The organism is Sphingomonas prati, assembly GCF_014643515.1.
Classification (GTDB): Bacteria; Pseudomonadota; Alphaproteobacteria; order Sphingomonadales; family Sphingomonadaceae; genus Sphingomonas_R; species Sphingomonas_R prati.
On the sequence record NZ_BMJP01000008.1, the window covers coordinates 16515 to 42780 of the forward strand.

27 protein-coding genes and 2 pseudogenes are annotated in these 26266 nt (G+C 59.8%); 22 read left to right on the top strand and 7 right to left on the bottom strand.

The window, feature by feature from the left end; all coding sequences use genetic code 11:
• Positions 1-97 precede the first annotated feature (97 nt).
• Positions 98-340 carry a DUF6894 family protein gene (locus tag IEX50_RS16475; RefSeq protein WP_157177884.1) on the top strand — a complete coding sequence of 81 codons (243 nt, stop codon included), beginning with the start codon at positions 98-100 and terminating at the stop codon, positions 338-340.
• Positions 341-425: 85 nt separating this feature from the next.
• Here IEX50_RS16475 and IEX50_RS16480 read toward each other — a convergent pair whose 3' ends face one another.
• Complete coding sequence (locus IEX50_RS16480) at positions 426-881, bottom strand: histidine kinase dimerization/phosphoacceptor domain -containing protein (RefSeq protein ID WP_188699521.1); 456 nt, start codon at positions 879-881, stop codon at positions 426-428.
• Between the two features lie 702 nt (positions 882-1583).
• On the opposite strand from IEX50_RS16480, the gene IEX50_RS16485 reads away from it, so the two are divergent.
• Together IEX50_RS16485 and IEX50_RS16490 are read left to right on the top strand one after the other, a co-directional pair.
• Positions 1584-1814: a hypothetical protein gene (locus tag IEX50_RS16485; protein WP_157177886.1), complete on the top strand. Its 231-nt coding sequence runs from the start codon at positions 1584-1586 to the stop codon at positions 1812-1814.
• A gap of 862 nt (positions 1815-2676) precedes the next feature.
• Positions 2677-3318 (top strand): response regulator, encoded by a 642-nt coding sequence (locus tag IEX50_RS16490; RefSeq protein WP_157177887.1) that lies wholly within the window; start codon positions 2677-2679, stop codon positions 3316-3318.
• Positions 3319-3561: 243 nt separating this feature from the next.
• Here IEX50_RS16490 and IEX50_RS16495 read toward each other — a convergent pair whose 3' ends face one another.
• Positions 3562-3921, bottom strand: a complete 360-nt coding sequence (locus tag IEX50_RS16495) for a response regulator (RefSeq protein WP_157177888.1) — start codon at positions 3919-3921, stop codon at positions 3562-3564.
• Between the two features lie 577 nt (positions 3922-4498).
• Between IEX50_RS16495 and IEX50_RS16500 the strand changes: the two genes are divergently transcribed.
• The 5 genes from IEX50_RS16500 to IEX50_RS16520 all read left to right on the top strand — a co-directional run bounded on the left by IEX50_RS16500 (position 4499) and on the right by IEX50_RS16520 (position 8316).
• Positions 4499-5020 carry a Ros/MucR family transcriptional regulator gene (locus tag IEX50_RS16500; protein WP_157177889.1) on the top strand — a complete coding sequence of 174 codons (522 nt, stop codon included), beginning with the start codon at positions 4499-4501 and terminating at the stop codon, positions 5018-5020.
• Positions 5021-5230: 210 nt separating this feature from the next.
• Complete coding sequence (locus IEX50_RS16505; protein ID WP_157177890.1) at positions 5231-5470, top strand: hypothetical protein; 240 nt, start codon at positions 5231-5233, stop codon at positions 5468-5470.
• Complete coding sequence (locus IEX50_RS16510) at positions 5463-6455, top strand: sensor domain-containing diguanylate cyclase (protein WP_157177891.1); 993 nt, start codon at positions 5463-5465, stop codon at positions 6453-6455. Before IEX50_RS16505 ends, IEX50_RS16510 begins: the two co-directional genes overlap by 8 nt.
• Positions 6456-7403: 948 nt before the next feature.
• Entirely contained in the window at positions 7404-7544 is a 141-nt protein-coding gene (locus tag IEX50_RS16515) for a hypothetical protein (protein WP_188699523.1), read from the top strand.
• 58 nt (positions 7545-7602) lie between these two features.
• Complete coding sequence (locus IEX50_RS16520) at positions 7603-8316, top strand: Crp/Fnr family transcriptional regulator (protein WP_229674135.1); 714 nt, start codon at positions 7603-7605, stop codon at positions 8314-8316.
• A 25-nt stretch (positions 8317-8341) separates the two neighbouring features.
• Here IEX50_RS16520 and IEX50_RS16525 read toward each other — a convergent pair whose 3' ends face one another.
• The 3 genes and pseudogenes from IEX50_RS16525 to IEX50_RS16530 form a co-directional block, all read right to left on the bottom strand.
• Complete coding sequence (locus IEX50_RS16525; RefSeq protein WP_188699525.1) at positions 8342-8761, bottom strand: tetratricopeptide repeat protein; 420 nt, start codon at positions 8759-8761, stop codon at positions 8342-8344.
• Positions 8762-8782: 21 nt separating this feature from the next.
• Positions 8783-9118 (bottom strand): annotated as a pseudogene (locus IEX50_RS17840) (tetratricopeptide repeat protein); the annotation flags it as partial.
• 655 nt (positions 9119-9773) lie between these two features.
• Positions 9774-9986, bottom strand: coding sequence for a hypothetical protein (locus IEX50_RS16530; protein WP_157177893.1), 213 nt, complete (start codon positions 9984-9986; stop codon positions 9774-9776).
• Between the two features lie 490 nt (positions 9987-10476).
• Between IEX50_RS16530 and IEX50_RS16535 the strand changes: the two genes are divergently transcribed.
• Positions 10477-10782 (top strand): Crp/Fnr family transcriptional regulator, encoded by a 306-nt coding sequence (locus IEX50_RS16535; protein ID WP_157177894.1) that lies wholly within the window; start codon positions 10477-10479, stop codon positions 10780-10782.
• A 384-nt stretch (positions 10783-11166) separates the two neighbouring features.
• Positions 11167-12168, top strand: coding sequence for a sensor histidine kinase (locus tag IEX50_RS16540; protein WP_229674136.1), 1002 nt, complete (start codon positions 11167-11169; stop codon positions 12166-12168).
• A gap of 123 nt (positions 12169-12291) precedes the next feature.
• On the opposite strand, the gene IEX50_RS16545 is transcribed toward IEX50_RS16540, so the two are convergent.
• Together IEX50_RS16545 and IEX50_RS16550 are read right to left on the bottom strand one after the other, a co-directional pair.
• Positions 12292-15114, bottom strand: coding sequence for an MHYT domain-containing protein (locus IEX50_RS16545; RefSeq protein ID WP_157177895.1), 2823 nt, complete (start codon positions 15112-15114; stop codon positions 12292-12294).
• Positions 15115-15631: 517 nt separating this feature from the next.
• On the bottom strand, positions 15632-16672 hold the full coding sequence (locus IEX50_RS16550; RefSeq protein WP_157177896.1) for a winged helix-turn-helix domain-containing protein: 1041 nt from the start codon (positions 16670-16672) through the stop codon (positions 15632-15634).
• 95 nt (positions 16673-16767) lie between these two features.
• Here IEX50_RS16550 and IEX50_RS16555 point away from each other — a divergent pair, with 95 nt between their 5' ends.
• The 12 genes and pseudogenes from IEX50_RS16555 to IEX50_RS16610 form a co-directional block, all read left to right on the top strand.
• A complete protein-coding gene (locus IEX50_RS16555; protein WP_157177897.1) occupies positions 16768-17310 on the top strand; it encodes a hypothetical protein in 543 nt (180 codons plus the stop codon).
• A 175-nt stretch (positions 17311-17485) separates the two neighbouring features.
• Positions 17486-18160: a DUF937 domain-containing protein gene (locus IEX50_RS16560; protein WP_229674138.1), complete on the top strand. Its 675-nt coding sequence runs from the start codon at positions 17486-17488 to the stop codon at positions 18158-18160.
• Between the two features lie 46 nt (positions 18161-18206).
• The gene (locus tag IEX50_RS16565; protein ID WP_229674140.1) at positions 18207-19697 is read left to right on the top strand and encodes a helix-turn-helix transcriptional regulator; all 1491 of its coding nucleotides are present in this window, start codon (positions 18207-18209) and stop codon (positions 19695-19697) included.
• A 116-nt stretch (positions 19698-19813) separates the two neighbouring features.
• The gene (locus IEX50_RS16570) at positions 19814-19990 is read left to right on the top strand and encodes a CsbD family protein (RefSeq protein ID WP_157177898.1); all 177 of its coding nucleotides are present in this window, start codon (positions 19814-19816) and stop codon (positions 19988-19990) included.
• A gap of 203 nt (positions 19991-20193) precedes the next feature.
• Entirely contained in the window at positions 20194-20598 is a 405-nt protein-coding gene (locus tag IEX50_RS16575; RefSeq protein ID WP_260161404.1) for a YsnF/AvaK domain-containing protein, read from the top strand.
• The gene (locus IEX50_RS16580; protein ID WP_229674142.1) at positions 20598-21218 is read left to right on the top strand and encodes an OmpA family protein; all 621 of its coding nucleotides are present in this window, start codon (positions 20598-20600) and stop codon (positions 21216-21218) included. The genes IEX50_RS16575 and IEX50_RS16580 overlap by 1 nt, the downstream gene beginning before the upstream one ends.
• A gap of 41 nt (positions 21219-21259) precedes the next feature.
• Positions 21260-22300 (top strand): DUF2382 domain-containing protein, encoded by a 1041-nt coding sequence (locus IEX50_RS16585; RefSeq protein WP_157177900.1) that lies wholly within the window; start codon positions 21260-21262, stop codon positions 22298-22300.
• Between the two features lie 93 nt (positions 22301-22393).
• Complete coding sequence (locus tag IEX50_RS16590; RefSeq protein ID WP_157177901.1) at positions 22394-23800, top strand: mechanosensitive ion channel; 1407 nt, start codon at positions 22394-22396, stop codon at positions 23798-23800.
• Entirely contained in the window at positions 23797-24156 is a 360-nt protein-coding gene (locus IEX50_RS16595) for a hypothetical protein (protein WP_157177902.1), read from the top strand. Before IEX50_RS16590 ends, IEX50_RS16595 begins: the two co-directional genes overlap by 4 nt.
• A 528-nt stretch (positions 24157-24684) precedes the next feature.
• Entirely contained in the window at positions 24685-25614 is a 930-nt protein-coding gene (locus IEX50_RS16600) for a family 1 glycosylhydrolase (protein ID WP_157177903.1), read from the top strand.
• On the top strand, positions 25578-25817 hold the full coding sequence (locus tag IEX50_RS16605) for a hypothetical protein (protein WP_157177904.1): 240 nt from the start codon (positions 25578-25580) through the stop codon (positions 25815-25817). The genes IEX50_RS16600 and IEX50_RS16605 overlap by 37 nt, the downstream gene beginning before the upstream one ends.
• Positions 25818-25988: 171 nt before the next feature.
• Positions 25989-26266 (top strand): annotated as a pseudogene (locus tag IEX50_RS16610) (outer membrane protein); the annotation flags it as partial.

The following is a 26266-nucleotide window of genomic DNA, read 5'->3' on the forward strand; positions in this document are numbered from 1 at the left end:
TTCTATAGAATGGAACGCGTGTTTAGCTTCGATCCATCATGTGCAGAGATTGATTTAGCTAATTCCATCCCGCCAAGAATTGTAGCACGTCGCATCAATGCCGCACTATCTTCTCCACTTGCACGACACGCAATTTGACACTTACAACGAAGAAGGTTTTGAAGCTCCCGATTTAGCGGCAGCTCGGTTGATCGCAAAGTCAAGTATCTGGGACGTTTTTGCGGAAGAAGCGTTGCGCAGTAAGCTTGACTTTCGAGGTTATATTGACATAGCTGATGCCAACGGTCGTATTTTTGATAGCATTCCGTTTAAAGATGCCTTCACAATCCTGGGATTGTGAAGTTAAACAATTGTGATCGGCAACCTCAACTCGAACGCTTTTGCGCCCGATAACGGCATGATGAACAGCCCCCCGATCGATGCCATCAGCCGCCTGGCAAGTCCCAGGCCGAGACCATCGGCAGCGGCGTATTTTGGATCGGGGAAAGGAAGCCCATCGTCATCGAGAAAATTGTAACGTCCTGGCTGGCGTTCCGCCCCAGTGTGATCTCGATGTACCCGGATTTCCCTTCCTCGTAGGCATGCTTGATCCCGTTCGTCGCGAGCTCGTTCACGACAAGGGCCAGGGTGGTGATCTGCGTCGACGAGAGACCGTCAACCTCCTGCGCAACTGTCAGGGATACTAGGATCGAACGTGGTTCGGCCTGAGCGTGCAAGGCTTCGCACACCTGCCGTAGGGCCGCCTCAAGCGATAGTTGACGGTCCTGATACAGCGTGCTCCTGCAGCGTGCCAGAACCGCAACGCGCTCCATGGCGTCTGTAAGCGCCTGACGCGTCTCCTCACTGGCCGCACGTCGGCTCTGAAGAGACAGCAGGCTCACGACAAGCTGCAGATCGTTGCTACACCGGTGAATGGTCTCGCGAAGCAGAAGATCGTCGGTTTGTACCGCCTGCCGCTCAGTGAAGGAAACTGATCCCGGTCTGTTTGCCACCTTACGCCCCCGCATAAAAATTCATCTAGAATTGGGAGCCGGCGCGGCGGTAACGCCCTTGAAACGTGTTCCGTACCAGAGCTGCCGAAGCCAGGTCGTCAACATGGGCGCGTTCGTCATACGCGTCTGCAAGACGTACATGCGCGCTGCGCGCGCAGATGTCTGTCGCGTTGCGCGCGGCCGTTCGCGACGATCGCGCACGTTGCCGGAGGTATGCCGCTTCGGATATCCGAACCACGTTCATTCTCCTACTAAGCGGGAGACTTGCTGGATCTCTCAGTCGCCGGATGCTCGGTAGGATCGTCAGCGATAGTACGGCATAGCACGGATCGAAGGCCATGCGCGCGCGACTGCCGCGACTGAAGCCCGCTTCAGCCTGTTCGTCCTCCATTTGCGCACCGACACCTAGCGCGATGCCGTCTGGGCACCCTATAGATCAAGAGCGGTCGCCTGTGCCTGTTAGGCACATGCCGTCACTCCAGCGGCGGCCCTGAGCGATCTGGCCGCCGTCTGGAGACCATCTCCTGTGCCACTCCAAGCCCCTGTTCAACGAACAGGCGTCTCACGCACAGGCCGACATGGGAGAAGCGAATGGACGCTGGCACGCAAACCCATCTCGAGGCGTTCCCATCAGAGAAATGCTCGTCCAGACGAATACGGGAGCGAACCAGTCTCAACGACAATCCGAGGCTTGACGCGTTGGTTGGACTCAACCTGAAACTGTCACGCCTCGACTGCGATACTGCCAACAACGATCTGATGCGGGGATACGACAGCTTTGTCGGCTATTTTTCTGCCCATTACGGGGGAAGGAAGCCGTGATCGGCAAATCGGAACTGCCGCCGATGCGCAGCGATAGAGCCTCGGAATGTTAGATGCCCTGATAGTCAGGAAGCTCTGGAGAGTGACTGTAAGCAGCCTGTTTCCAAACGATAAGAGGGTCGAATGCTTCTATGATGGGCTTTACGCCAATGAAGACGCGGCACGCGACGCGGCGCTTTCCAAAGAGGCCTTTGATCATGGCGGAGCTACCATAGCGACCGTTATAAGCGTCGAGAGGATCCGGTAACGATTGGTTGCAGCAGACTGTAGCGGTAGTGCCTGATCGTCGTCTTATTGCCGGCCCGCACTGCCGGTCTGCCAGTTTTGGGTGGCAAGCGGGTCGTGACGATGGATGACCGCTATCTTGTAATCCCGTCGTTAATTTATGAGGATGATAGCTGGTCACGCCGGTGAAGGAACTTCGTCATGCTTACCCGCGAACAGAATGATCGGGTGGTTGAGTACCTTACGCGACATTCCAAGCGACCTCGGGTTGCCGTTCGTGTCTGGACACGGTGCGTTCATCACCTCTGTACTGACACTAGCGAAATTTTGCTCCGGCGTGATGGACTGGGTGGTCAGCTTGGGATCAGTTCCAGCACCATCAGCAGCGTTATGACCGAACTCGAAAGCATCGGGGCTATCATCCGCAGGCGGGAGCGGGTCGCAGGGATGCGCGGGCGCGGAATAGTCCGGTACTTCATAAACCCCCGCGTGGCCTCTGACGGCTCCCCAAATGTTGTGCTTTCTCCACGCGTCAAGACTGCATACACGATCGCCGGATCGTAAGAGCTGAACAGGCGGGAGTGGCAACTGCAACTCGAATTTTCTACGCCAGCGAATAAGAGGGTGGAACTTCGCCGTGGCCAGTGCGCGCATTCTCATCGTCGACGACCATCCGCTGATCGGCGATGCATTACAGCTCGCCATTCATGCCCGTCATCCCGACATGCAGGTGCACGTAGCTAATTCCTTGTCCATGGCGGAAGCGACGTGTCGCGAGACGGAGGGACTGCGGCTCGTCCTGCTGGATTACCGACTGCCCGACAGCGCCGGATATTCCGGCCTTTTTCGCCTGCAATACCTGCTTGGCGACGTACCGATCGCGATCATCTCTGGCTTCGGCGATGTCAAAAACATGGAGGCGGCACGAGTGCTGGGCGCGCAAGGCTTTCTGTCGAAGACGCAGCCCCTAGATCGGTTGGCCGAGATGGTAGATCGAATGCTGGCAGGCGAACGTATTTTCCCACCGCAGAGCACGAAAGCGCACGAGATCGAGGCGGCTCAGGCGCGACTGGAGACGCTGTCCGTGGCGCAGCGCCGGGTGCTGCTAGCGCTGGCGCACGGGCATCCAAACAAAGACATCGCTTTGGAACTGGATGTGTCGGAAGTGACGATCAAGGGGCATCTGACCATTATCTTTCGAAAGCTGGGCGTACTGAACCGCACGCAAGCAGTGCTGGCAATTCAGCCGCTGCTCCAGATGACGGATCAGACTGGATAGCGGGATGGGAGGCTGCAACGCGCCAGGCGCTCTGTTGCAAATGTCCTAAGTTTTGCGACACGAGGCTCTACAATGTTCAACAAACCGTTGTTCTCCGGCCGGGTTCAGTTGCCAGTTCATCAAACGTAGCGTGTCCGGCCAGTTGGGCGGCTCGATCGACTACAATTGGTCAACGGGCGGGCTGATTGTAACGCTTCGCCTCAAGCGAACTCGTTTCGCTTCGTAAGCCAGCCGGCCTTTGTGTCAGCGTTTCAGCGAAGCTCGCGCCATGGCAAAAGCCGCCAGAAGCGCTGGACTGGCTATCGGTTTTGGCAGGATGGCAACCGCTGGCACGGCGGGATCACACTCGCTCGGCGAGCCCGTGATAAAGATCGTCGGGATAAGGCCTAGCTGGGTGTGAATCAGAGCGACAGCGCGCGGGCCAGTCCCTTCGATCAACCGCACGTCCGACGTTATCACGTCCGGCCGGCGCAGAGCCGCAAGATCGATCGCCTCGCGTTCCGTTACCGCAATGTCGAATGACATCGCCCCGATCTGGCCGAGATAGTCACAGATCAAATCGGCAATCACCCATTCGTCTTCGATGATAAGGACATGACACATACGCAGCTCCCGGCATCATCAATCGCCAGTCGTCCGCTACGTTCCTGATTTATGTTAACCATCCAAGGATCGTCTGGATTAGCGTCCAAAACGGGACACATTCTGAACAGCACCCGGCCGCCTGGCATTTCTACAACGGCCGAGTTTAAGAACTGGTCGAACGGTTCCGTGACGGCCCCTAGTGCTCAATCATCATCCGATGAATGTAGCCGGCTTGACCCGAAGCTGTTTGAAGGCCCTGTACATCGAGCGCCACGTTACGCGTGCTGGTCAAGCCATCTGGCCGGAGCCAGGCGGCTATGAGCGGTAGGTTTAATCCGTGAACCCGTTGCCAGTTCTGAGGCAGGGCGACCATGACACAGCTGTTGTGCCTTCCGACGGCGATGATGGTGTCCGGCGCGTCACCCGTCGCAGTGCCGCTAGGTCGGAAAGTAGAAGAGATTAAGGGTCGAAGTATCCGCCGTCGATATGCAGATCACAGTGATCGGTAATTCGACTGAAAGCTGACTGCCAAGTTGATTGCGCTTTGATACACTTCTTCTAAGAGACACGTCCCCTAATGTGTCAGGATTTAAGAATGGATAGCCCCGACACCGACCTGCTGGCGATCACCGCCGACATCGTATCCGCGCACGTTGGAAACAATACCGTGGCGACCGGCGACGTAGCGAACCTCATCAAGTCTGTTTACGACGCGCTTGCAAACATCGGTGCGCCCGAACCAGTCGAAGTAGAAGCGTATGAGCCTGCGACGACTGCCCGGAAATCACTGGCCAATCCGAACCATATTCTGTCCATGATCAACGGCAAACCCTATACGATGCTGAAACGCCATCTGGCGCAGAACGGTCTGACGCCCGCCGAATACCGTGACCGATACAATCTGCCCGCCGACTATCCGATGACGGCGCAAGCCTACAGCGCACGACGTCGTGAACTGGCGCATTCCTTCGGTCTAGGCCGCAAGAAGGCTGAGGCTACTCCAGAGCCCACGGTTGAGAAGAAGGCTTCGAAGCCCCGCAAGTCGGCAGGTGACCGCTCCAAAGCAAAAACCGTCGCGCCGGCGACTGAAGCCGATGACAACAGCGGCGAGGCCTGAATCTCACCTCAGCTAGGTGCTAGTCTACTCTCTCGATCCGGTCCTGTAGGCAACCTATGGGGCCGGATGCTAGCTCTCGTGCGGCGGACGTGCTGCACTTTTCGCCTGGCTAGTCGCCACATTTTCGAGGACGGCTTGCAGCTGCGTGATTCTTAACCTGTTAACCCATATGATTTAGGATCAGGGGATTGTAACCAAGAAGGCGATCCCGTGCGCATCGATCAACTTCAACCCACCCCAACATCGGCCGAACCCCTCGAGATACCATCGCAACTTCTCGACAGCGTGTATCGCCACCAAGCGCACTTACTGGAGCTTGTTGCCAGCTTTCGCGCGGCAGGACTCGACGAGGAGATGGTCGATGCCAGTGTGCGCACTCTCGTCGATAGCTACGCCAAGGATCTTACAGCAGCGATTCATGCCATGATGGAGGCTTCGCCACGTGGATGACACCAAGCTCCATGACGACGACGCCCGGATCGCGGCGCTCCACCGGCTGGACGTACTAGACACCGCGGTCGAAGAACCGTTTGAGAAGATCGTGACGCTGGTGCGAGCCGTGCTGGGGGTGCCGATGGCCACGGTGACGCTGGTCGATCGCGATCGCCAGTGGTTCAAGGCCCAACGCGGCATAGGCGTAACGGAAACACCTCGATCCGTCTCCTTCTGCACGCACACGATCCGGCAACGCGAACCGTTAGTAATAGAGGACGCTCTTAACGATCCACGTTTTGCCGATAGCCCGTTGGTCGTCGGGCCGCCACATATCCGCAGCTATGCCGGCATTCCGCTGCGCACGCCCGAGGGATACAATGTCGGTGCCTTATGTGCGATGGATACCCGGCTTCGGCAGTTCAGCCCCGCCGACATCGCGATCCTGAATAATTTCGCCAATATCGTCTGCGACGAGCTGGAGCTGCGGCAGATCGCGCAGAGCGATCATCTGACCGGCGCGCTGACACGGCGCGGGTTCGTCGAGCAGGCGGAACGCGAGATTGCACGGTGCCGCCGCTATGACCGGCCAAGTTCGCTCGTCATGCTGGACGTCGATCATTTTAAATCGGTCAACGACACGTACGGCCATGCCGTCGGCGATCAGGTGCTCCGGCAGATCGCCGAGATTGCGGAGGTGATGTTGCGGCCGAGCGATCTGTTTGGGCGCCTGGGCGGTGAGGAGTTCGCACTGCTCCTGCCCGAGACGAAAGGCGCCGACGCCCTTGTGGCTGCGGAGCGGTTGCGCAACGCGATTGCCGCGCGCCCAATGCACCTGCCCAACGGAGGTGAGCTTCGGGTCACAGCCAGCTTTGGCGTCGTGGAACTATCGCCTGCTATCGGCTCCCTGACCGCCTGGCTCGAGAGCGTCGATATGATGCTTTACGAGGCGCAGTCAGGTGGACGGAACTGTACCAGACTAGCGGTACCGGTCTTGGGCTGAAGAACGGCAACGAAGTGCATCTCGATACTTTTTCAATCCAGCCGAGCGCAACCTTATCGGAGGGCGGCATGCTTGAAGTGGCTGATTACGCACAGAAGCGACTGGATGAACGACTGACCGATTACGATGACAGTAGCAACTTTCAGTGCCTGCTCGCGACGGTGAAATGTGGCGGCGGGGCTAGGTTGCTGCTCAGGCTACGCGTCGCTGACGCATTGCGTGGAACGGGGGGATTGACGAACGACGAGCAACGACACGTCTTTCGGCGTGCTATTGAAGAAATTGACTGGAGGCGGTTTTGGTAACGCCAAATCCTTGAGCTACGGTGCTCGGAACGGTCGGCACTTAATCTGCCGACCGGTTGAGGCGGCACGTTGCCTGCTGCCTCGCCAGATAAATTGACCGACAGAGCCGTACATTCGACCGGTTCGCCGTAACTGTAAGGAATCGTCGGGAACCGGAGTTTGGCCAGTGAGTCAGTGCGCGGTGCGGTAACCGACTTGCCGCCGGCCCCGTCGGCGACGGCTTTCCGGACCGACGGGGCGAACGGACCAAGGCGCCGAAGTCTGCGACTAATAGGACTTAGCGCTAGTTGACCAGTAATGGGACAGACGTAATTTCGGCAGACCGCGGTTGAGTCGGTCTTCCGCGCAGTCCCCGCCAGACCGCCCTCGTTGCGCAGGCTGGCGGGGCATCGCGTAGCGCTTATAGTCAGCTGACTGCTTGAGGGTCGTCTATTGTCAATCAAGCGTTAAAACTGATGCTCGTCTGGTCTTGCTTCGTTATAGACGACCCACGCGAGCCTCCCGGCATCCCCAAGTCAGGTAGTGGTCATATCTGTCGCGTCTGATCTAACCTGTTTATCGACCCCCATTGCCTCACGTATCACGATCATATCGTACGCCATGGGTGGCTCACATCTTGCCGTCAGGCGTACAATCGAATGTCATGGAAGTTGCCCTGCCAGCGAATGCTGGGGGTGCTCGCCGGCAGGGACTGCGCGGTGAAGATATCGCCGCGGTGATGTTCGCTTACGGCAAGTTCATTTCGGATAAAAGTCAGCTCTACCAGCTAAGTTGGGCATCATAACAAATGGCAATAAGCTCAAGCAATATCTGTGCAAACTAGGACGAGATAAAGGTGCTGCGTGATTAATCGGTTCGTTCAAAAATTGCGCGGCCTGGCCGAACTCTCGCTCGATGACGCAGCCGAGCTCGAACGCGTTACGTCGCAACCGCGCCGATATGCCGCACGACAGGATCTGATCCGCGAGGGGGACGAGACTGGTCCAATGTTCATCGTGCTCGAAGGCTGGGCGTGCCGGTACAAGATCCTGCCGAACGGCGCCCGCCAGATCATGGCGTTTCTGATGCCAGGTGATGCCTGTGACCTGCACATCAAGTTGCTGGCCGAGATGGATCACGGCATTCAGGCGCTCACGTCAGCGCTGGTAGCCAGAGTGTCGCAAGGCGACATGCAGGCGCTTATGCAAAGGCATCCGAACATCGCGGCGGCGATGTATTCTGCGCAGCTTGTCGACGAAGGCATCATGCGCGCGTGGATTGTGAGCATGGGACGGCGAAGTTCGATCGAGCGCGTAGCGCATCTCATCTGTGAACTCTACCTCAGGGCGCGCGGCATCGGTCTGACCTACGATGACGAGTTTGCGCTGCCGCTGTCACAACTTGTGCTTGCCGATGCACTGGGAATGACCGCAGTGCACATCAATCGCGTACTGAAGGAATTGCGGCTGGAAGGCGCGATGAGTCTAGGGCGCGGCAGCGTCGTGATTTGTGACCTCGCCAAGCTTATTCAGATCGCCGGGTTCGACGAAAACTACTTACATCGCCGGCTGCGTTAGGACGCTGGAACACCGGCCGGCGTGATCAGAATGGCTGCGTACTGAGCGCCAATTGCACTGGCATACCTGGATCAATCACTGCCGGCGTCACGCCGATGAACGCTGAGACCCGGCTCCTGGCTGGCTGCGGCTTAGCCAGCGAGGCCCACGCCAGCATCCGTGCGCTTAACTGATCTGCAGAAAGATCTTGTCCCGCGATCGCCCTAGCCTTGTCCCACTGTCCGGCCAGGGCATAAGCCAATGCTAGATTCTGACGGGTTCTAGGGACAGCATCAGGGGCGCGCGCCACCGGTTCCAGAAGTTCGATGGCACCGTCACTATCTCCAATCAATGCCCGCGCCAGCCCCAGGTCCGGGACGCCAATCAGTCCATCTGCTGCCATCAGGGAGGAACGAGCCGCCGCTTCCTGACCGAACGCCGCCTGCGCAAGTGCCATACTCAGCAACGTGCGTCCGTCGCTGGGTGCAGTCGCTACAACGCCACGAAACGCCTGGATCGCAGAAGCGAACCGCCCGGCCAGTAGGTATGACTGCCCCAGCTGGCTTCGATATCTCACAATCCCCGGCTGTGCCGATACCGCACGTTCTGCCATAGCAACCGCCAACGCCCCGTTGCGGTTACGCATAGCGGTTTGACCCATCGTCGCGAACTGTGCCGCAATAGTCGATGCCGACGGCACTCGTCCTCGCAGCGATGACATATTGAGTTGTCCGGCGGGCTTGCAACCGACAGCAAATAGCATTGGAGCTAGGGTCCAAAACACAACCTTTTTCAAATATCTTGTTTTCAAAAAAGGTATCATAACAAAATCAAACTCAACTGTGTTTTCAACAAAACTGGATTATTAGATACCGAAACCAATCTTTAATGCATATCTCCGTACAAACATGCGCATATTTATTCCGAAGCTGCTAAATTATCTGCTGTATCGATAAAGACAATTGTTATATCGTTAAAAACTGTACAATTTGTTAACGTGTACCGAATCAACAAAACGTTCGTTACAGTTATATAGGAAATCAGTTTGGTGGAGACCTGGCACACGGGCAGCCATCGGACCGAGAAAGCCAATGATGGAGGTCGTTTTCTACACACTGAGTTATACAGACGTGGTCGACTTTTAAGCTACAGATTACGTAGCTGTCCCTACGGACAAAGCTGGACGTCGGCCGGGGACGATCCGGGCGGTAATTTTTTCTGCGGCATTCGCACCTCTCGCCTAGATCATTGACGGCGCTCTACCTTTTGTGGGGGATCGTCCGTACCGTTCATGCTTGACTTGGTCGGTGTCATCTTGTCCTGTTTGTCTGCGGCCCGTGGGTGACATGCGCTTTACGGAGTTGCTGACCTTTCTCTTGTAAAGCCTTGCGGTTTTTGACGACGGTTGTGTCGCATTACGAAACGGAAGGGCCTTTGCCATACTTGGTATTGAACAGAAGGCTCAGGTGGTTGAGTACTCAACAAAGCACTCCATGCGACCTGAACTGACAGTTCGCGTTTGGACGTGGTGCTTCGACCATATGTGTACCGATATCGATGAAATCCTGCTCCGGCGTGACCAATTGGCCGGTCAGCTCGGCATCCGTTCTGACCATGTCAGCAGCATCATAACCGAACTTGAAGGGTTTGGAGCCATCATCCGCAAGCGGCAACGCATTGCCGGGATGCAAGGACTAGGAATTGTCCGATATTTCATGGACTCCCGCGTAGTCGCGAACCTTACGGGTCGCCACACACGTCCACAATAGCCCAAATCGAACGTGCGGTACCCGTGTCACATTTTGCCACCGTTCTACAAGACGACGTTCGCTACGATAGGCGCCGGGGCAAGATCGACGGCCTTGCTTCCGGTGGCACTCGACAGTTCGGTAGACACCGTCCGGGTTTCACCTTTGCCGACACCCAGCTGGCGCGGCTTGGCTTCGTTTCGGACGTAGAGCGCGCCGCCATGGCGAAGGTAGCGGTTACCGCCCGGGATTTGCGGCGAGGTAACGACCTAGTCCGGCAGGAAAGTTCACCCAATTACCTGTATTTCCTGACAGCGGGTGGGCCTTTCGCTACACTACTACCCGTAGTAGTGCGCGTCACATTCCGGCCCCGGTCGTCCCTGGCGGCGTATGCAATATCAACAATCTGCTGTTCGAGTACGCCGACTTCGGCGTGCGCACCGCCACCGATGTCACGGTGCTAATGCTGCCGCGCAAACAAGCCGTGGAGCTTTCGGCCGAGCATCCTGGTATCGGCCAGGCATTCACATGGCTCGCTATTTCCGAGACCGCGATCCTCAGGCAATGGGCGGTGGGGCTCGGTCGTCGCCCAGCGCTTGGCCGTCTCGCACACCTGCTATGCGAACTGAGCATCCGGGTTGCACGAGAAAATGCCGGCAACGACAGCTTCGAACTGCCGCTGACCCAGGAAGTGATCGGTGATGCGCTCGGTTTACCCAAATTCACGTCAATCGCATGATGCGGCATTTGCGAGCCGCGGGCCTCATCGCTGCTCGCTCGCAAATGATCACGATCCTTGATTCCGGTAGGCTTCAGGAGATTGCTGAGTTCGATGCGCGGTATCTTCGCCAGATCGAGCAAAGTGCCGTCTCGTTACTCACCGGGACGGCTCAGAAATCGATTAGCCAACACGATACCTAGCGAAGCCTCAAGCCAGCCCTGCGACAGTAATCAAGAACCGATTCGGTTAACGCGACTGTGTCGCATATGTCCAAGGTTTTGCGACAAGCAGCCCACTACGGTGTTCAACAACCGTCGTTTTTTGAACGGGTGTGGGGTGATCCTGATGCTTGCCGCGAAGTCAGTTACGCCTATGCAGGCTCATGTCTAAACAGGGGTGGATGTGACAACCGAACTGCCGACAGGCCACGAATGGCAACCGCAGCACCTTCGCCTTGCCGTAACCGCGGCCGGTGTGGCCCTGTGGGCCTGGAACGTTGATACCGATTTGCTGACCATGGATGCTCGCGGCTTCCAGCTCTGGGGCATGCCGTGGAGCGACAAGGTAACGTTCGAGGAATTGTCCTCTCACATTCACCCCGCGGATCGCGACCGTGTGCGAGCCGCGTTTGCCGCAACACGGGCGGTCCTTGGGGACTATGAAACCGACTTCCGCATTCTCATCGGTGACGAGGTCCGGTGGATTGCCGCGCGGGGGCAGGGCGAGGATGTTGGCATCGTCGGGCGTACGATGTTCGGTGTCTTCCTTGATGTCACCGGTCGAAAGCAGGCTGAAGAGGGGCACGAGCTTCTCGCCGGCGAGATGAGCCACCGCGTCAAGAACCTGCTTGCCATCGCATCGGGGCTGACGACCATCACGTCGCGATCGGCGAACACGACGCAGGACATGGCAGTTGAATTAATCGGACGCCTGACAGCGCTTGGGCGAGCTCACGATCTTGTTCGACCGCTCTCCAATGGGCAGGGCGTGGCTGCATTGCTCGGCGATCTCATCTCGATCCTGCTTGCTCCCTATGACGATCTCGGTGCCTTCAAAGGACGGATACGTGTTGCGGTTGAGCGCACTGGCGTGGGTGAAACGGCCGCAACAGGCATCGCCCTCGTGCTCCACGAGCTCGCTACCAATTCCATGAAGTACGGGGCGCTGTCGGAGCAAACAGGCACGCTCGACATCACAAGCACCACAGAAGCTGATCAAATCCTTCTTACCTGGTTGGAGCGAGGCGGGCCATCGGTAGGGGCACCCGATGGCCCGGCCGGCTTTGGGAGCCAGTTGGTGAACCGGACCGTTTCCGGGCAACTGGGAGGCTCGATCAGCTTCGACTGGTCCGAGGGCGGCCTGATCGTCACGCTACGTATCAATCGGGATCGCCTGGCGTTGTAAAATGAAGCCGCATCAGAGGCGGAACGCTAGGTCTCCCTTGCTAAGCGGATCGAAACTCCAGCTCGTAGGCGAACAGGCCTAGCAATCCGCCTGTCATGACGAAGAGGACCGGTCTTTCGTCACTCAATGCGCTGTCGCGGAGATCACAATCTGGCGCAATCTTGCTGCCAACTCGTCCCGCCTGAACGGCTTGGTCAGCCGGGGGAGGCTTGCATCGATGCCCGCCACATCTGCATAGCCTGAAACAATGAGCACGGCCTGTTCCGGTCTTACCTCACGCACCGCATAAGCCAGGTCTGCGCCCGTCATGCCCGGCATAAGGTGGTCCGTCACCAAGAGATCAAACTGTGTGCCATCGCCGATGAGACGCATCGCTTCCTCGCCGGAGCTAGCCTCAATCACCTTGTATCCAAGATCTATGAGCATGTCGGCAGTGGTCATGCGCACGAAGTTTTCGTCATCAACTACTAGCGCCGTGCCAGTCCACGTGGATCCGACCGGCTCGTCGCGGATCTCCTCCGTTTGCTCAACGGCGGCGCTCACAGGAAGCCATAGCTTGACCATCGTGCCGGACCCTTGCTGGCTCTGGATAGCGAGTGCGCCGCCAAGCTGGGAGGCCAAGCCATGTACCATCGAGAGGCCCAGACCCGTGCCTTTGCCGATCCCCTTCGTAGAGAAGAACGGCTCGATGGCGCGCGTTAGAGTTGGCCCATCCATTCCAAGGCCGGTGTCACAGACGGAAAGGCAGAGATATCGGTCTTGGCTCAGACCAGAGCGGTGATCCTGATCGATTGCCTCGACATGAGCAGACAGCCGGAGCGTGCCGCCATCCGGCATGGCGTCTCGGGCGTTGACCGCCAAGTTTAGAACGGCCATTTCGAGCTGGTTATGGTCTGCTTCTGCCAATGGCAGGCCTGCGGGTACGTCGATCACCACCTTGATCTGGGGCCCGATGGTGCTCGACACGAGATGACCCATTCCGTTTAAAAGCTTGGCAAGATCGACTGCCACGGGTTGCAAGGGTTGGCGTCGCGCGAAGGCCAGCAACCTTTGAACTAGAACCCTGGCGCGCTCCGCCGACTGCGCGGCACCGGCAATGAGGCGCTGCTCGCGCTCTCCTCCAAGACCCTTGCGCTGCAGCAAGTCGAGGCTGCCGATAATAGGCGTGAGCAGGTTATTGAAGTCGTGCGCGACACCGCCGGTGAGCTGCCCCATGCTTTCCATCTTTTGGCTCTGCCGGAGGACCTCTTCCACCTCCGCGCGCTCCGTAAGCGCGGCCGCCACCCGCGCCTCAAGTGTTGCGTTGAGTTCCCTAAGGGCCTCCTCCGCTTGCTTACGCGCCGTGATCTCCACGACCGTCCCGGCGACGCGGAGGCAGCGCCCCCCTTCATCGAAAACGCCGCGTCCTTTGGCTGCGATCCAGCGCACGATCCTGTCCTCTTTACCAATCGTGCGATACTCAACGTCGTAAAGCGTGCGCTGGTCAGGGTCAGCCGCTGCTGCAAAGGCAGTGGCGGTCAATTCGCGATCGTCCGAATGCAGGCCATCGTAAAAGTCTTGCATCGTGACCGGCACGTTTGCCGAGATGCCGAACATCGCTTTTGTACGCGGCGGCCAAATTAGCGCGTTGTGGACGATGTCCACGTCCCAGAACCCCACCTCGGCGTTCTCGACCGCCAATCGCAGGCGCTCCTCGCTCTCCCGAAGCCTAGCCTCGGCACCGATTCGCCGGACGTGCGCCCAACACCGTTCCACAACCTCCCTAACAAGCGCGATATCTTCGGTGGTCCAATCGCGTGGGCGATCCTGATGCACAGCCATCATGGCCTCCAGCCGCCCGTCGTTGATGAGCGGACAGCAGATGATTGCCTCGATTGCAATCGCCTGGAACATCTCGCGTCCTTCGCCTGGCGCGAGTTCGCCCACGACATCCCGCACCACCAGACACTCCCCAGCACGCAGATTGCCGGCTGCACGGGGACCGAAAAGATCCAGGCTATATTCCCCGATAGAACTCTGCAGGCCGGGCGCGTTGTAGTCGCTCCTGATCCAGAAGCGATCACCATTCTGATCAACATCGGCGTAGGCACAGCGCGAAACGGCCAGCTTCCGTCCCAGCAGCTCCGCTGCTGCAGCCATTGCATTCCCCGGGTCTGAAGATCTGAATAGCCGGTCGTTGAGTTCGCTAATGAAGCGCAGCCGTGCCTCGCGATCGGCACCCCTATGCAGGATGCGTTCAATCTGCACCGCGCCAAGGCCAAGGAGCAGAACGAGCAGCGTAATCAAGCCAATCACCGTCGCAAGGTACGTTTGACCCAGGCTGGCGAGCCCTTCAGCACGATCGACTCTCAGCGAATGTGTGAACGTCGCTGCGTACATCCCGGTGTAGTGCATGCCGGCGATCGCGATCCCCATCACGATAGAAGCGGCCGTACGGCTGCCAGTGCCATGGTCACGCCCGGCCAACCAGACGGCCACTGTTGAGGCAGACATTGCGATCGTGACTGAAACGAAAACCCAGGGCACGTTGTAGGTCAGCGTTGCCGGCATCTGCATCGCCGCCATGCCGAGATAATGCATCGAAGTGACGCCGGTGCCAATCAGGAAGCCTGATGCGAGTACGCGGCGGATCCGTGCCCCATGCCAGTGAAAGATCGCGAAGCCCGCGCCCGTAAAGCCGACTGCTAGAACCAGTGAAAGCAGTGTTGGTAGCACACCGTAGCTGATCCGCATGCCGGGCATGCTAAACGCCAGCATGGCGACGAAGTGCATCGACCAAATGCTGCCCCCGAGCGCTGCCGCCGCGGCGACAAGCCAAACGTGGAAAGATCGACCGGTGGATGCGCGAACGCGGGCCGCAACGCTGAGGGCGGTGAACGATCCGAAGATCGCGATGATTACCGACAGTGCGACTAGGTGTGTGTCGTGAACGCTGGCCAGAATCATTGGGACGGCAGTTTTCCAGAGGATTGTCGCGCGCAATGCCCAGACCGCGTTATGCGCGCGCTTTTGCGGGGAGCGCGGTACTCCGGTTCTAAAGTCACGATTGACCCCGGGCAATGCGCTCGCTGCCAAGCCTTCAGATCCCCTACACGTGTGCACGTCTGCCCGTGTCGCTCGTGAGCCATGATCTCGTCATCGGCAGGCTCGTGCATCGGGCGACGCGGACGGCCCCGAGAACGCCCGCGTATGTGCCGTCCTCGGTTTTCTAAGGGATCCATTCCCAAGCGAAACGTCCGACGAACTCCTGGCCTACCTGCGGGCATAGGTGCACGCGTCGTCATGCGGCAGACCAGATCGGCGAATGTTCAATTCCCGCACACGTCTACCGCACCCTTTGTGTCGCAGGTCAGGGTGGCAACGGGGGATTGGTTTGTCGCGCATATCCTGAGTTTTGGACGCCGCGAAAGTGGCCATTGATATGGGCGACGCGTTCTACGGCTGCGTCACTCGGGGATGCCGATCACTGCAACTGGTCTGTTCCATCGCAACGAACGGCATGATGCATCGCTTTCACCAGCGCCGAAATAAAGGTTGCTCCTTCCAAGGTGAAGGTCACTGCGCGTCCGTTGGGGCCGAACCCAGGCTCGCCCAGCATTTGGCCAAGGCTGTCGAGCCGGAACTGTGAGGACGGAAAGGCTGTGATAAGCGTCTGAAGGCTGCCGGCCATCATATGGCCTTCGAGCAGGGCAACGATCAGACCGGACGCCGCACCAATAAAAGCTGTCAGACCGAGCGAATATCTGACCTGCTTCTGCATTACGAAGAACGCCAAGCCTGCAGCCCCCCCCACGACAAAACCTTCCATCGCGCCCGCAAACGGGCCGACCGCGTGACCGAAGAGCAGGCGAAACGCATCCTTACCGATCATGTTGCCAAAGGCGCCAAGTGTCGTTCCTCCCAAAGCGCCGCCGGCCACGAGCCACTGCCAACCCTGCGAACGAATAGCCCTTGAGAGCATGATACCCAAAGCGATGCCGGCCCCTGCCGCACCGGCTGAGAAAGCTGAGACAAGGACGATCACCAGCAGAAGCGACACCGCGCCCCCACCAACGGCCTGCGCTGCCCCAGCAAACCCGTACAGCAATCCAACCAGCGCACCTGCCAACAACGCCCCTACAATGCCGGCTGATGTCTGCCGAATGATGCCTTCGCGGACCGGTGTGGTTGTCCGCGCCGGTGTCTCTGCCGCGGGAATTGTCTCGCTAAGCGGCGCGATGAAGCGATAGCCATGCTTTGGAACGGTCTTGATGAACCGGGGAGCGCCGGCGCTGTCGCCGAGTGCCTTTCGTAAGGTGCGGATTGCCTGCGTCAGCGCTTCATCTGTTACGGGAACGCCGCGCCATACCTCATCCATAAACTGGTCCTTGGTCACAAGCGCGCCGTCTGACTTCACGAGCAGGATCAGCACATCCAAGTAGCGCGCCGGCAGCTCGACGGTGTCGCGCCCGCGCGACAGCCTGCGATCGTCAACGTCGAGGCAAAATGGCCCAAACTGCCGCATGGTGTTGCTCTTTTCAGCGATTGCTCACGTCCTTCTCATGCCGCTCATCCTGCGATCAGCCACTGTTGGCGCTCTCACAATGAGGAGGCAAGAACATGAACAAGACAATAAGCCACAGGAGAGGGGCACTTCTGACACCAGCTCGGATCGTAGGTTGGGGCACGATCGTAACGCTGATCCTCCTGCCGGCTGTAGCCATGCAGTTCACCACCGAGGTCAATTGGACGATGGCCGATTTTACATTTGCGACCGTGATGCTGGGTGGCGTCGGTTTGGCTTTCGAAATGGCTGTTCGCGCGAATGGCAGCTGGGCTTATCGCGGCGGGGCGGCGCTGGCCCTGGTAGCCGGGCTGCTACTGCTGTGGGTCGATGCCGCGGTGGGTATCGTCGGCAACGAAAGTGACGACATGAACCTGTGGTTCGATCTGATACCTCTTCTGGCATTGTTTGGTGCAACAGGTGCACGGTTCCGATCTGGCGGAATGGCTACCGCGATGTTTGCGACCGCGATCGCCCAGGTCCTCGTGGCTATCATCCTCCAGCTTACCGGTCATTTCACCTGGGTGTTCACGTCGGTGTGGTTGGGCGCATGGCTGCTTTCTGCCTGGTTGTTCCGCAAGTCTGCACGAGACGCCTGATCGTCCAGCAAGGGCATTACAACTCTGTCGATCATTGTGAAGATGGAAACACGGCGAAACACCATGTCGCGTAAGTTCCTAAGTTTTGCGACAAACGACCTTCACGGAGTTCGAGACGCAAGCGGTTCATTGACGCTTCGCCGTAGTCAGACCGCCAAATACCGGGCTACATTCGATGCTCGCCCATGACGCTGGATTGGCAAACCCCATACTCGCAACCGAATTCCAATATGCTGCGGCGTTATGTGTCCGCCTCATCCTGCTCCTTCAGGACCCAAGTGTGTCAGCGGTCGTTGATGCGCATCACACCGAGGATTTGACGATGAACCTGAACGACCTGCTCCCGAACGGTGGCATCGAAGCGCTTGCAAGCCAGTTAGGAGTGCCGGCCGAGCAGGCCCGGCGCGGTGCCGAAGCGCTCCTCCCTTCTGTTCTCGGCGGTATGGGGGACAACTCCGCCGGCCTTGAAACACATGTCGACGCACTCGGCGGTGCAGAACTTGCCCAGAATGTCGTCGGTGCCGAACCAACCCAGATTGACAGGGGCAATCAGCTTCTCGGCGGCATTTTCGGGTCGAAAGACGTGAGCCGTCAGGTTGCGGGCCATGCCGCTGAGAGCAGCGGTCTAGACCCGGCGCTTCTGAAGCAGATGCTCCCCATCCTTGCCATGCTGGTGGCGGGCCACCTGTCGGGACGCTCCGGTGGGCAGCAGGGTGGCCTCGGCGGCATCCTGGGGTCGGTGCTTGGCGGACTGGGTGGTGGCGCTACCGCTGGAGGCGGCGCGCTCGGAGGAGGCCTCGGCGGCGGCCTGGGAGGCATCCTCGGTTCGATACTCGGCGGCCGCCGGTAACGCCGCCCCGCCGAAGCATATGTTCGCTGCGCGACGAGGAACCAACGTGAGCATTGACGCCCGCCAGGAGTCCGATCTCCAGAACCTTCAGCAGATCGTGTCGGGTTTGACGGAGGGCGTGATGCTCATCGACCCGGATCAAACGCTGCGCTGGGCGAACAATGCTGCCCTTAAGGCACACGGCGTCCGCACCATCGAGGAGCTTGGCCACGACGTGGCAGAGTATCGTCGTCGGTTTCATCTACGGTACCGGAACAACCATTTGCTCGATCATGGCAATTATCCCATCGATCGGGTTGTTGCTGGCGAGACCTTTTCCGAGATTGTGGTCGAGGTGACACCCGTCGGGGGCACCGAGCCGGAGTGGACCCACCAGGTCCGCAGCATGGTCATGACCGACGAGGACGGTGGTCCCGAGCGCCTGGTGTTGATCATTCAGGACGTTTCGGATCGCTTCGAGGCGGAAGATCGCTTCGAGCAGACCTTCAATGCGAACCCGGCACCCGCACTGATCTGCCGGTTGTCGGATCAGCGGTTCATCAAGGTCAACAGGGGCTTTCTGGATCTCACCGGCTTCGACCGCGATGATGTCATTGGCAGAACGGCCTACGAGATCGACCTGTTCAACGGAGCAGACCAGCGTGATCGCGCCAAGCAGTGCCTCCATGACGGCGTCACCGTTCCGCAGATGGAGGCCGAGCTGGGGATGTCGGGTGGTGGTACGCGACTGGTTATCATTGCCGGTCAGCCGATCGAGCTCGATGATCAGGACTGTATGCTCTTCACGCTGGCCGATCTCGAACGGCGCCGGCTTGCCGAGACCGCGCTTGTCCATAGTGAGGCTCGGTTCGACCGAACGTTCCAGATGGCACCGGCTGCGATGATGATAACCTCGCGAGAGGACCTGAAACTCGTCGACATCAATCCCGCGTTCGAGCGCATGACCGGCTACGACCAGGACGCGACTGCCGACCAGTGCGTAACCAAGCTCGACCTGTGGGAAACCGCGGCGATCCGGCGCTCGATGGAAGCGGAACTTCGAAGCACCGGATTGATCGCCAGCCGCGATGCGCGGCTTCGCGGGCGCGACGGCGCGCTCATCGACTGTCTTGTTTCGGCATCGGTCATCGAGGGCGGCACCCACCCCTGCGTCCTGTGGGTCCTGCAGGACATCTCCGACCGGCGGAGCTCCGAGGCGGAGATGCTCGCGTCGATCGAAGCGGTGATGAAGGATGCGAGCTGGTTCAGCCGTGCCCTGGTTGAGAAACTTGCCAACCTGCGCGTACCGCCTTCGTCGGCCGAACATGTGAAGGAAGTCGCCGATCTGACGCCAAAGGAGAAACAGGTGTTGGGGCTGATGTGCCAGGGGGCCGATGACGCCAGGATCGGCGAGACGCTCAACATGTCGCGCAACACCGTGCGCAATCACGTCGCCCGGATCTATGGCAAAATCGGTGTGAACAAGCGCGGTGCCGCAATCGTATGGGCACGCGAGCGCGGCCTCAACCACGGGGGACCGGTGAAGACGGCACCGTAGACACAGCTGCATCAGGATAACTGACCTAGCCGGACGTAGCGATCAGCGCGATGCCGCCTTAGCTTCTGTTTAACGGCCCCACGATCCGAGCAAATCGGATCATTACAGGATCGCACATGGACAAACGTACCAGACACGCGACGAAACACGCCAAGGCGTCGATCAAGGAGGCCATTGGCATGTTGATCGGTAACGCCAGAGTACAGGCAGAGGGCGCCGCCGAGAAGGCAAACGCACAACAAGCGGTCAACAATGCCGGCGTACTGGATCCGAAAATCCCACCACAGGCCTGAGCGCTTGATCTATGTTTTGCGCTAGACGAAAAAACCGATGCGTCCAGTGCAAATGTATCAGTCCGCCTGACAAGTCTGGGTCAATCCGGTTATAGTTGGTTAACCTATACGACTCGCTACGAACTGTTGGCCTAGCGGCCGGTTCGCAGGCGAGGATTACACATGCCAGACCATTTACAGGTTTCTATCCCCTGTCCGGTGCAATGACCGGAGAACCGGGCCGAAACGACACGCGCATCCCCCTCGTCGAGGAGGTGGTGGAGATCGAGAAGCGGGTGGTCGAGACCGGCCGCGTCCGGGTTCGCACCATCGTGGACGACGAGCAGGTCCGCGTCACCGACACACTCCAGCGGGAAAATGTCGATGTCGAGCGGATCGCGATCGGCCGTGAGGTTGATGTCGCACCTGCCGTACGGGAGGAAGGCGAGTTTCTGATTGTCCCGATCGTCGAAGAGCGGCTGGTCATCGAGAAGCGGCTGTTCCTCGTCGAAGAGATCCGTCTGCGGCGGACCACCGTCACCATCCCCGTCGAAGCCGACGCTACACGGCGCGTCATGCGCGCCGAGATCGAACGCGACGGACCAAACATCACACCAGGAGAGCAATAGTGGCAAACGAGAACCGTAAGGGCGAGGGCGCCCCGCCCAACCATATCCATGTCGAGAAGACCGAAAAGAAGACCAACTGGCTGGCATGGCTGGCGCTCGCGCTCGGCCTCCTGGCCTTGCTGTTCGCACTCAGCCGTTGCAGCGCCGACGAACGCGTTGCTCAGGTCGCACCTGCAGCTGCCCCGGTGACCGAACCGGCTGCTGTAACGCCAACGGTCGCCGTCCCGGCCGGCACCGCGGCGGTTGGCCGGTATCTCGCCGGCAACGAAGCCCTGCCGCGGACCTTCGTGTTCGAGAAGCTTAAATTCGACACGGCTGCCAGTGCCCTTCGCCCGGTGGATCAGGCTGAAGTCAGTGCCATCGGCACGGCACTCCAGCAGCATCCGACGTCGCGCATCCGGATCGTCGGCTATGCCGATGCCCGTGGCGCGAGCGAGGCGAACGTCGCGCTTGGCAAGAGCCGCGCCGACAGTGTCAAGGCCGGTCTGCTCGCAAGCGGCATAGCTGCTGACCGCATCGAGACCGCCTCTGGCGGGGAGAATGATCCCGTCGACAGCAACGCCACCGCGGCCGGTCAGGCCGAGAACCGGCGTACCGAGCTGGTCGTCCTCCAGCGCTGACACCTTCGTTCAACCCTGTCCCCAATGAAAAGGTAATCCCCATGTCACGTACCATCACAGCGATGTTTGATACCCGCGCCGATGCTGATGCCGGCCGCGAACGCCTGCTGGCCTCCAACATTGATGCCGACAATGTTCGCGTCCACGGCGGGTCGGGCACAACTGTGACCGGCGGCAGCCAGTCGGCCGATGACCAAGGTATGTGGTCGTCGATCAAGAATGCGTTTCTCCCCGACGAGGATCGCCACACCTACGAGGAAGGTGCCCGTCGTGGCGGTTTCATCCTCAGCGCCGATGTCGACGACTCTCAGGTCGACGACGCGGTCCGAGTGCTGGAGGACGCCAACAGCGTCGACATCGACGAGCGCTCCGCGCAGTGGAAGTCGGAGGGCTGGAACAACCCGGCCGCGGCGGGCCTGACGTCCGGCGTCGCAGCAGCAACGCCGGACCGCAGCCGCAGCACCGCGCCGCTGACCACCGCCGGTGGTGATGAGCAGACCCTGGAGGTCGTCGAAGAGCAGCTCGTCGTCGGCAAGCGCGATGTTGATCGTGGCGGTGTCCGTGTCCGGTCCTATGTGACCGAGAAGGCTGTTCACGAACAGGTCCGGTTGCGTGACGAAAGCATCAACGTCGAGCGTCGCCCGGTCGACCGTGCCGTCGCTGTCGGCGACAACGCCTTCCACGAGCGTACGATCGAGATGACCGAAACCGACGAGGAAGCGGTTGTCGGCAAGACCGCACGCGTCGTCGAGGAAATCGTTGTTCGCAAGACTGCCGACGAGCGCCTCGAGGACATCAACGAGACGGTTCGACGGACCGATGTCGATGTCGACAACTTTGCCGGTTCGGAAGGTTCGACGCTGAGCGACCGTCTGCCCGGTTCGGTGGTCCAGACCAAGACGCCGACGGAAGACACTTCGGGGCTGGGCGACAAGGCCGCCGGCCTTGGCAAGGAAGCGCTCGGTAACGTCAAGCAGGGTGTTGGTGGCGTCACCGGCGACGAGAGCCTGACGCGTGACGGCATGCAGCAAGAGCGTTCCGGCGAGATGCAGCAGGGCAAGCTGCCCGGCGACAACCGCTAAGCAACAAGCAGGGCAGGGGGCGTCCAGCGGACGCCCCCTGCTTCTTCGCGTGTCGGCCAGGCCGGTCCCGCATAGATCCTCAGGGAGGACATCATGAACGATCTTCAATATGCGGGGGACAGCGTCGTCGACGGCACCCGCAACTTCACCAATCAGGCGCTCGGCTACGTGCAGGAGTGGGGACCTCGGATCCTCGCCGCGCTCGTCATTCTGCTCATCGGCTGGCTGATCGCCCGTGCGGTGAAATGGGGCGTCGCCAGCCTCATCAACAAGACGCCGCTCGCGCGGCATGCCAATCAGCCGAACCATCCGCCGCGCGATGCGTCGACGATCGGTGCCCAGGTGGGCGATGCCGGCTTCTGGGTCGTCCTGCTGGTTGCGTTCTTCCTGGCAGCCCAGCCGCTCGGCCTCGCCAGTGCGACCGGCCCGCTCGGCGACATGCTCAACGGGTTCGGCCAGGCTGTCCCGCGGATCATCGGTGCAGGGCTGATCCTGTTCCTCGGCTACATCCTGGCAAGCGTCGCCAAGAAGGCCGTGACGGCGGTCATTACCGCCAGCCATGTCGAAAAGCTGTCGAGCCATGTCGGTAACGCAGCACCGACCGATCCGACGGCTTTGCCGCGTGCTATCGGCAGCGTCGTCTTCGCGCTCATCATCATCCCGGTGGCGATTGCCGCGCTCGATACGCTGAACATTGCAGCGATCTCGCAGCCCGCGACTGCCATGCTACGCATCATTCTCGATGCGATCCCGCATGTGATTGCCGCCGGCATCATTCTCACGCTCGCTTACTATATCGGCAAGTTCGCCTCGCAGCTTTTGACCCAGTTCCTGAGCTCGACCGGCGTCGATCGGGCGATCGGCTCGCTGGGGCTGTTCCCGCAAGGGTCCGGCGTTCAGACATCGGCAGTCGATCCGGCAACCGGCCGGGCGACAACGACGGTCTCGCCGTCGGGTAACGCTCCAATCACCCCGTCGAAGATGATCGGGTCGGGCGCGTTCATCGCGATCATCATTTTCGGCATGATGGAGGCGTTCCGCCAGCTGAACTTCACCTACGGTTCCAGGATCATGGCCGAGGTGCTGACGCTGTTCGGTCAGGTCGTTTTCGGTGCGATTATCATCGCGGCGTCGGTTGCGATTGCACGGCTTATCGCCAGCACGATCGAGGCCAGTGGCGGCGCGAGTGCAGCGTTCACGGCCTCGTTGACCCGCATTGCGATCATCGTGCTCGGCACGGCGGTCGGCCTGCGGTTCATGGGCCTGGCCGACGATATCATCAACCTCGCCTTTGGCCTGATCCTTGGCGCCATCGCTGTCGCATTCGCCCTGGCCTTTGGTCTGGGTGGCCGTGAACCGGCCGGCAAGGCCGTTCAGCGTCTGCTGGGCAAGGTTGAGGAGGAAGCTGACAAGCCGACACCGCCGATGCCCTCGCCAGTCGCTACTTCGGTCACCACGCCGGTCGACACGTCCGTTCAGAACCGGGATCTTCGCCCATGACGCGTACAGCACTCATCCCGGCGATCGTCGCACTTGCCCTTCTGGCGGGCTGCGACGGTCCGCGCGAGAATGCCGGCGAGAAAACAGATGCCAATGCGGGTGTCGTGTCGAGTGAGGACACGACCGCAAGCGGCCCGGCTGAGACCGCCGGCGAAGTGCAGGATCGCGCAGCTGACAGCGTCAACGCCGCGGTCAAAGCGCGTGCGCATGCGGCTGAGGATCAGGCGGATGCCACACGCGGCACCGCCGACCAGAAGGCCGATGCCCTGGAAGAACAGGCCCGAAAGGTTCGGTCACAGGCCGAACAACAGGCCGATGCGGCTGAGGACCGGGCGGATGCCGTCCGCGGCCGATAATATCGTGACGCTGTTCGCCCGGGGTCAGTGACAACGGCTTGTAGAGGTTGCGCGTAGTGACGCGCGGGATGCCCGGCCAACGAAAGTTGCCGGGCATTACTCTGCCACTCGCCAACGTTAACCGTCGCGCAAGTCCTAGGTTTTGCGACAAGCGGGGCGCTATAATCTTTAACGAACCGGGGCTGGTTTCCGAGCCGCGCTAATCGAGGCCGGTCCGGTCTTTGATCTATGATCAGAGCCGATGACCGTGCGTAAATTTCGTGAGGTTGAGGCTTCGTAAACTTAGACATGGGCTTCGTCGCACGCCTGACGATAAGCTTGCGTCGCGTCTCAATGCCGAGGTTTGGTTCGGATCGAATGCCGACTGATTGAGGAGTCATCATGAGCGATCGACCCGCATCTTCCCTGTTCTACAACCCGCGCAAGGTGTCGCACCCGTCGAAATCGCGTTTTGTGTTCGCCAGCGGGATAGAGGGGAGTTATCCGTCGATCGTCGATGCGTCAGGACAGCGGGTGCGACGCGACCTGATGGCGGAATGCGGCCATTACGACCGGTGGCGCGAAGACCTTGAACTCACCCTGGCGCTGGGGTGCCACCATTTGCGGTACGGTCCGCCTTACTACCGGACCCATCTGGGGCCGGGTCGCAACGACTGGTCTTTCACGGACGAGGTCTTGCCGGTTATGCGGGACATGGGCATCACGCCGATCCTCGACCTGTGTCATTTCGGTGTTCCGGACTGGATCGGCGATTTCCAGAATGCCGATTGGCCCCGATATTTCGCCGAATATGCTCGGGCGTTCGCCGAACGCTATCCTTGGATCCGGCTCTTCACGCCGGTGAACGAGATGTACATCACGGCCGAATTCTCCGGCTATTACGGGTGGTGGAACGAGCGGCTGGCGAGCCATGCGGGCTTTGTCGGGGCCCTGAAAAACGTCACGCGTGCCAGTCTCGAGGCCATGCTGACGATCCTCGAAGTCAGGCCGGATGCGCTGTTCATCCATGCGGAATCCTCCGAGCACACCCACGCCAATCATCCCGACCTGACGTCCGAAGCGGAGATGTTCAACGAGCGCCGCTTCCTGACGCTCGACCTGATCTGCGGGAAGCGCATCTCCGCAGGCATGTTCGCGTATCTGCGCGAGAATGGCATGACAGAAGCGGAGTATGCGCGGTTCCGCTCCGTCGACCTCGTGGAACACTTCATCCTCGGGCACGACTATTACGTGACCAACGAGCATCTCTTGGTCTCGCCGGAAATCCGCAAGGCGGCGGGCGAGGTGTTCGGCTATGCGCCCGTCGCGCTGGCCTATCACGAGCGGTACCGGCTCCCGATCATGCACACCGAGACGAACCTCGTCGATCGGGGGGTGACGAAGCGGCCAAATGGCTTTGGAAAACGTGGGCGAATATCCATATGCTGCGTCAGATGGGCTTGCCGATCTGCGGCATGACTTGGTATTCGGTGACGGATCAGATCGACTGGGACGTCGCGCTTCGTGAACGGAACGGCACGGTGAATGCGCTCGGCCTTTATGATCTCGACCGCAATATCCGGTCGGTCGGTAGTGCCTATCGTCGGCTGATCCAACAATGGTCGGACACGCCAGTCCTTCTGCATGGCCCCTTTTCCATCGTGGGTGGGCTCGAGAGCTAAGCGGTCTGATGTTTTTCGGAAGTGATCGGGTTCGACGTAGAGTTCATCGGATCTCTCATTGGCATGCTCGAACCGCGGCCCCAGGAGTGATCGAGGCCAGCCACAATTTGTCACGCAACCTGTGCTCGCACGAACCGCTTCAGGCAGCGTTCGTCTCGGGAGGATTATCACATGAAGATGTTTCGTTTCGTGCCCGCATTCGGGCTTGCGCTGGCCGCCGGCTCGCCGGCCATGGCGCAGGTCACCGACAGCTGGACCGGTCCTTATGTCGGCGGCCAGCTCGGCTACGGGTTCCAGCCCAAAGATAGCGGCGAAGCCGTCTTGTTCGACAACAACCTGGACGGGACGTTCGGCGATACCGTGAACACGGCGGCGGGCGCCAACGCGTTCAGCCCGGGCACCTGCGGCGGCAGCGCGGCGACCAACACGCCGGCCGGCGGCTGCGTCGG

What these genes read in the sequence shown, in the direction of transcription:
- IEX50_RS16550 (WP_157177896.1), bottom strand. Translation starts at nt 16,672, where the DNA reads ATGCGGCAGTTTGGGCCATTTTGCCTCGACGTTGACGATCGCAGGCTG.
- IEX50_RS16605 (WP_157177904.1), top strand. Translation starts at nt 25,578, where the DNA reads ATGCTGCGTCAGATGGGCTTGCCGATCTGCGGCATGACTTGGTATTCG.
- IEX50_RS16555 (WP_157177897.1), top strand. Translation starts at nt 16,768, where the DNA reads ATGAACAAGACAATAAGCCACAGGAGAGGGGCACTTCTGACACCAGCT.
- IEX50_RS16570 (WP_157177898.1), top strand. Translation starts at nt 19,814, where the DNA reads ATGGACAAACGTACCAGACACGCGACGAAACACGCCAAGGCGTCGATC.
- IEX50_RS16585 (WP_157177900.1), top strand. Translation starts at nt 21,260, where the DNA reads ATGTCACGTACCATCACAGCGATGTTTGATACCCGCGCCGATGCTGAT.
- IEX50_RS16485 (WP_157177886.1), top strand. Translation starts at nt 1,584, where the DNA reads ATGGACGCTGGCACGCAAACCCATCTCGAGGCGTTCCCATCAGAGAAA.
- IEX50_RS16545 (WP_157177895.1), bottom strand. Translation starts at nt 15,114, where the DNA reads ATGATTCTGGCCAGCGTTCACGACACACACCTAGTCGCACTGTCGGTA.
- IEX50_RS16590 (WP_157177901.1), top strand. Translation starts at nt 22,394, where the DNA reads ATGAACGATCTTCAATATGCGGGGGACAGCGTCGTCGACGGCACCCGC.
- IEX50_RS16600 (WP_157177903.1), top strand. Translation starts at nt 24,685, where the DNA reads ATGGCGGAATGCGGCCATTACGACCGGTGGCGCGAAGACCTTGAACTC.
- IEX50_RS16515 (WP_188699523.1), top strand. Translation starts at nt 7,404, where the DNA reads ATGGAAGTTGCCCTGCCAGCGAATGCTGGGGGTGCTCGCCGGCAGGGA.
- IEX50_RS16595 (WP_157177902.1), top strand. Translation starts at nt 23,797, where the DNA reads ATGACGCGTACAGCACTCATCCCGGCGATCGTCGCACTTGCCCTTCTG.
- IEX50_RS16495 (WP_157177888.1), bottom strand. Translation starts at nt 3,921, where the DNA reads ATGTGTCATGTCCTTATCATCGAAGACGAATGGGTGATTGCCGATTTG.
- IEX50_RS16575 (WP_260161404.1), top strand. Translation starts at nt 20,194, where the DNA reads ATGACCGGAGAACCGGGCCGAAACGACACGCGCATCCCCCTCGTCGAG.
- IEX50_RS16560 (WP_229674138.1), top strand. Translation starts at nt 17,486, where the DNA reads ATGCTCGCCCATGACGCTGGATTGGCAAACCCCATACTCGCAACCGAA.
- IEX50_RS16500 (WP_157177889.1), top strand. Translation starts at nt 4,499, where the DNA reads ATGGATAGCCCCGACACCGACCTGCTGGCGATCACCGCCGACATCGTA.
- IEX50_RS16475 (WP_157177884.1), top strand. Translation starts at nt 98, where the DNA reads ATGCCGCACTATCTTCTCCACTTGCACGACACGCAATTTGACACTTAC.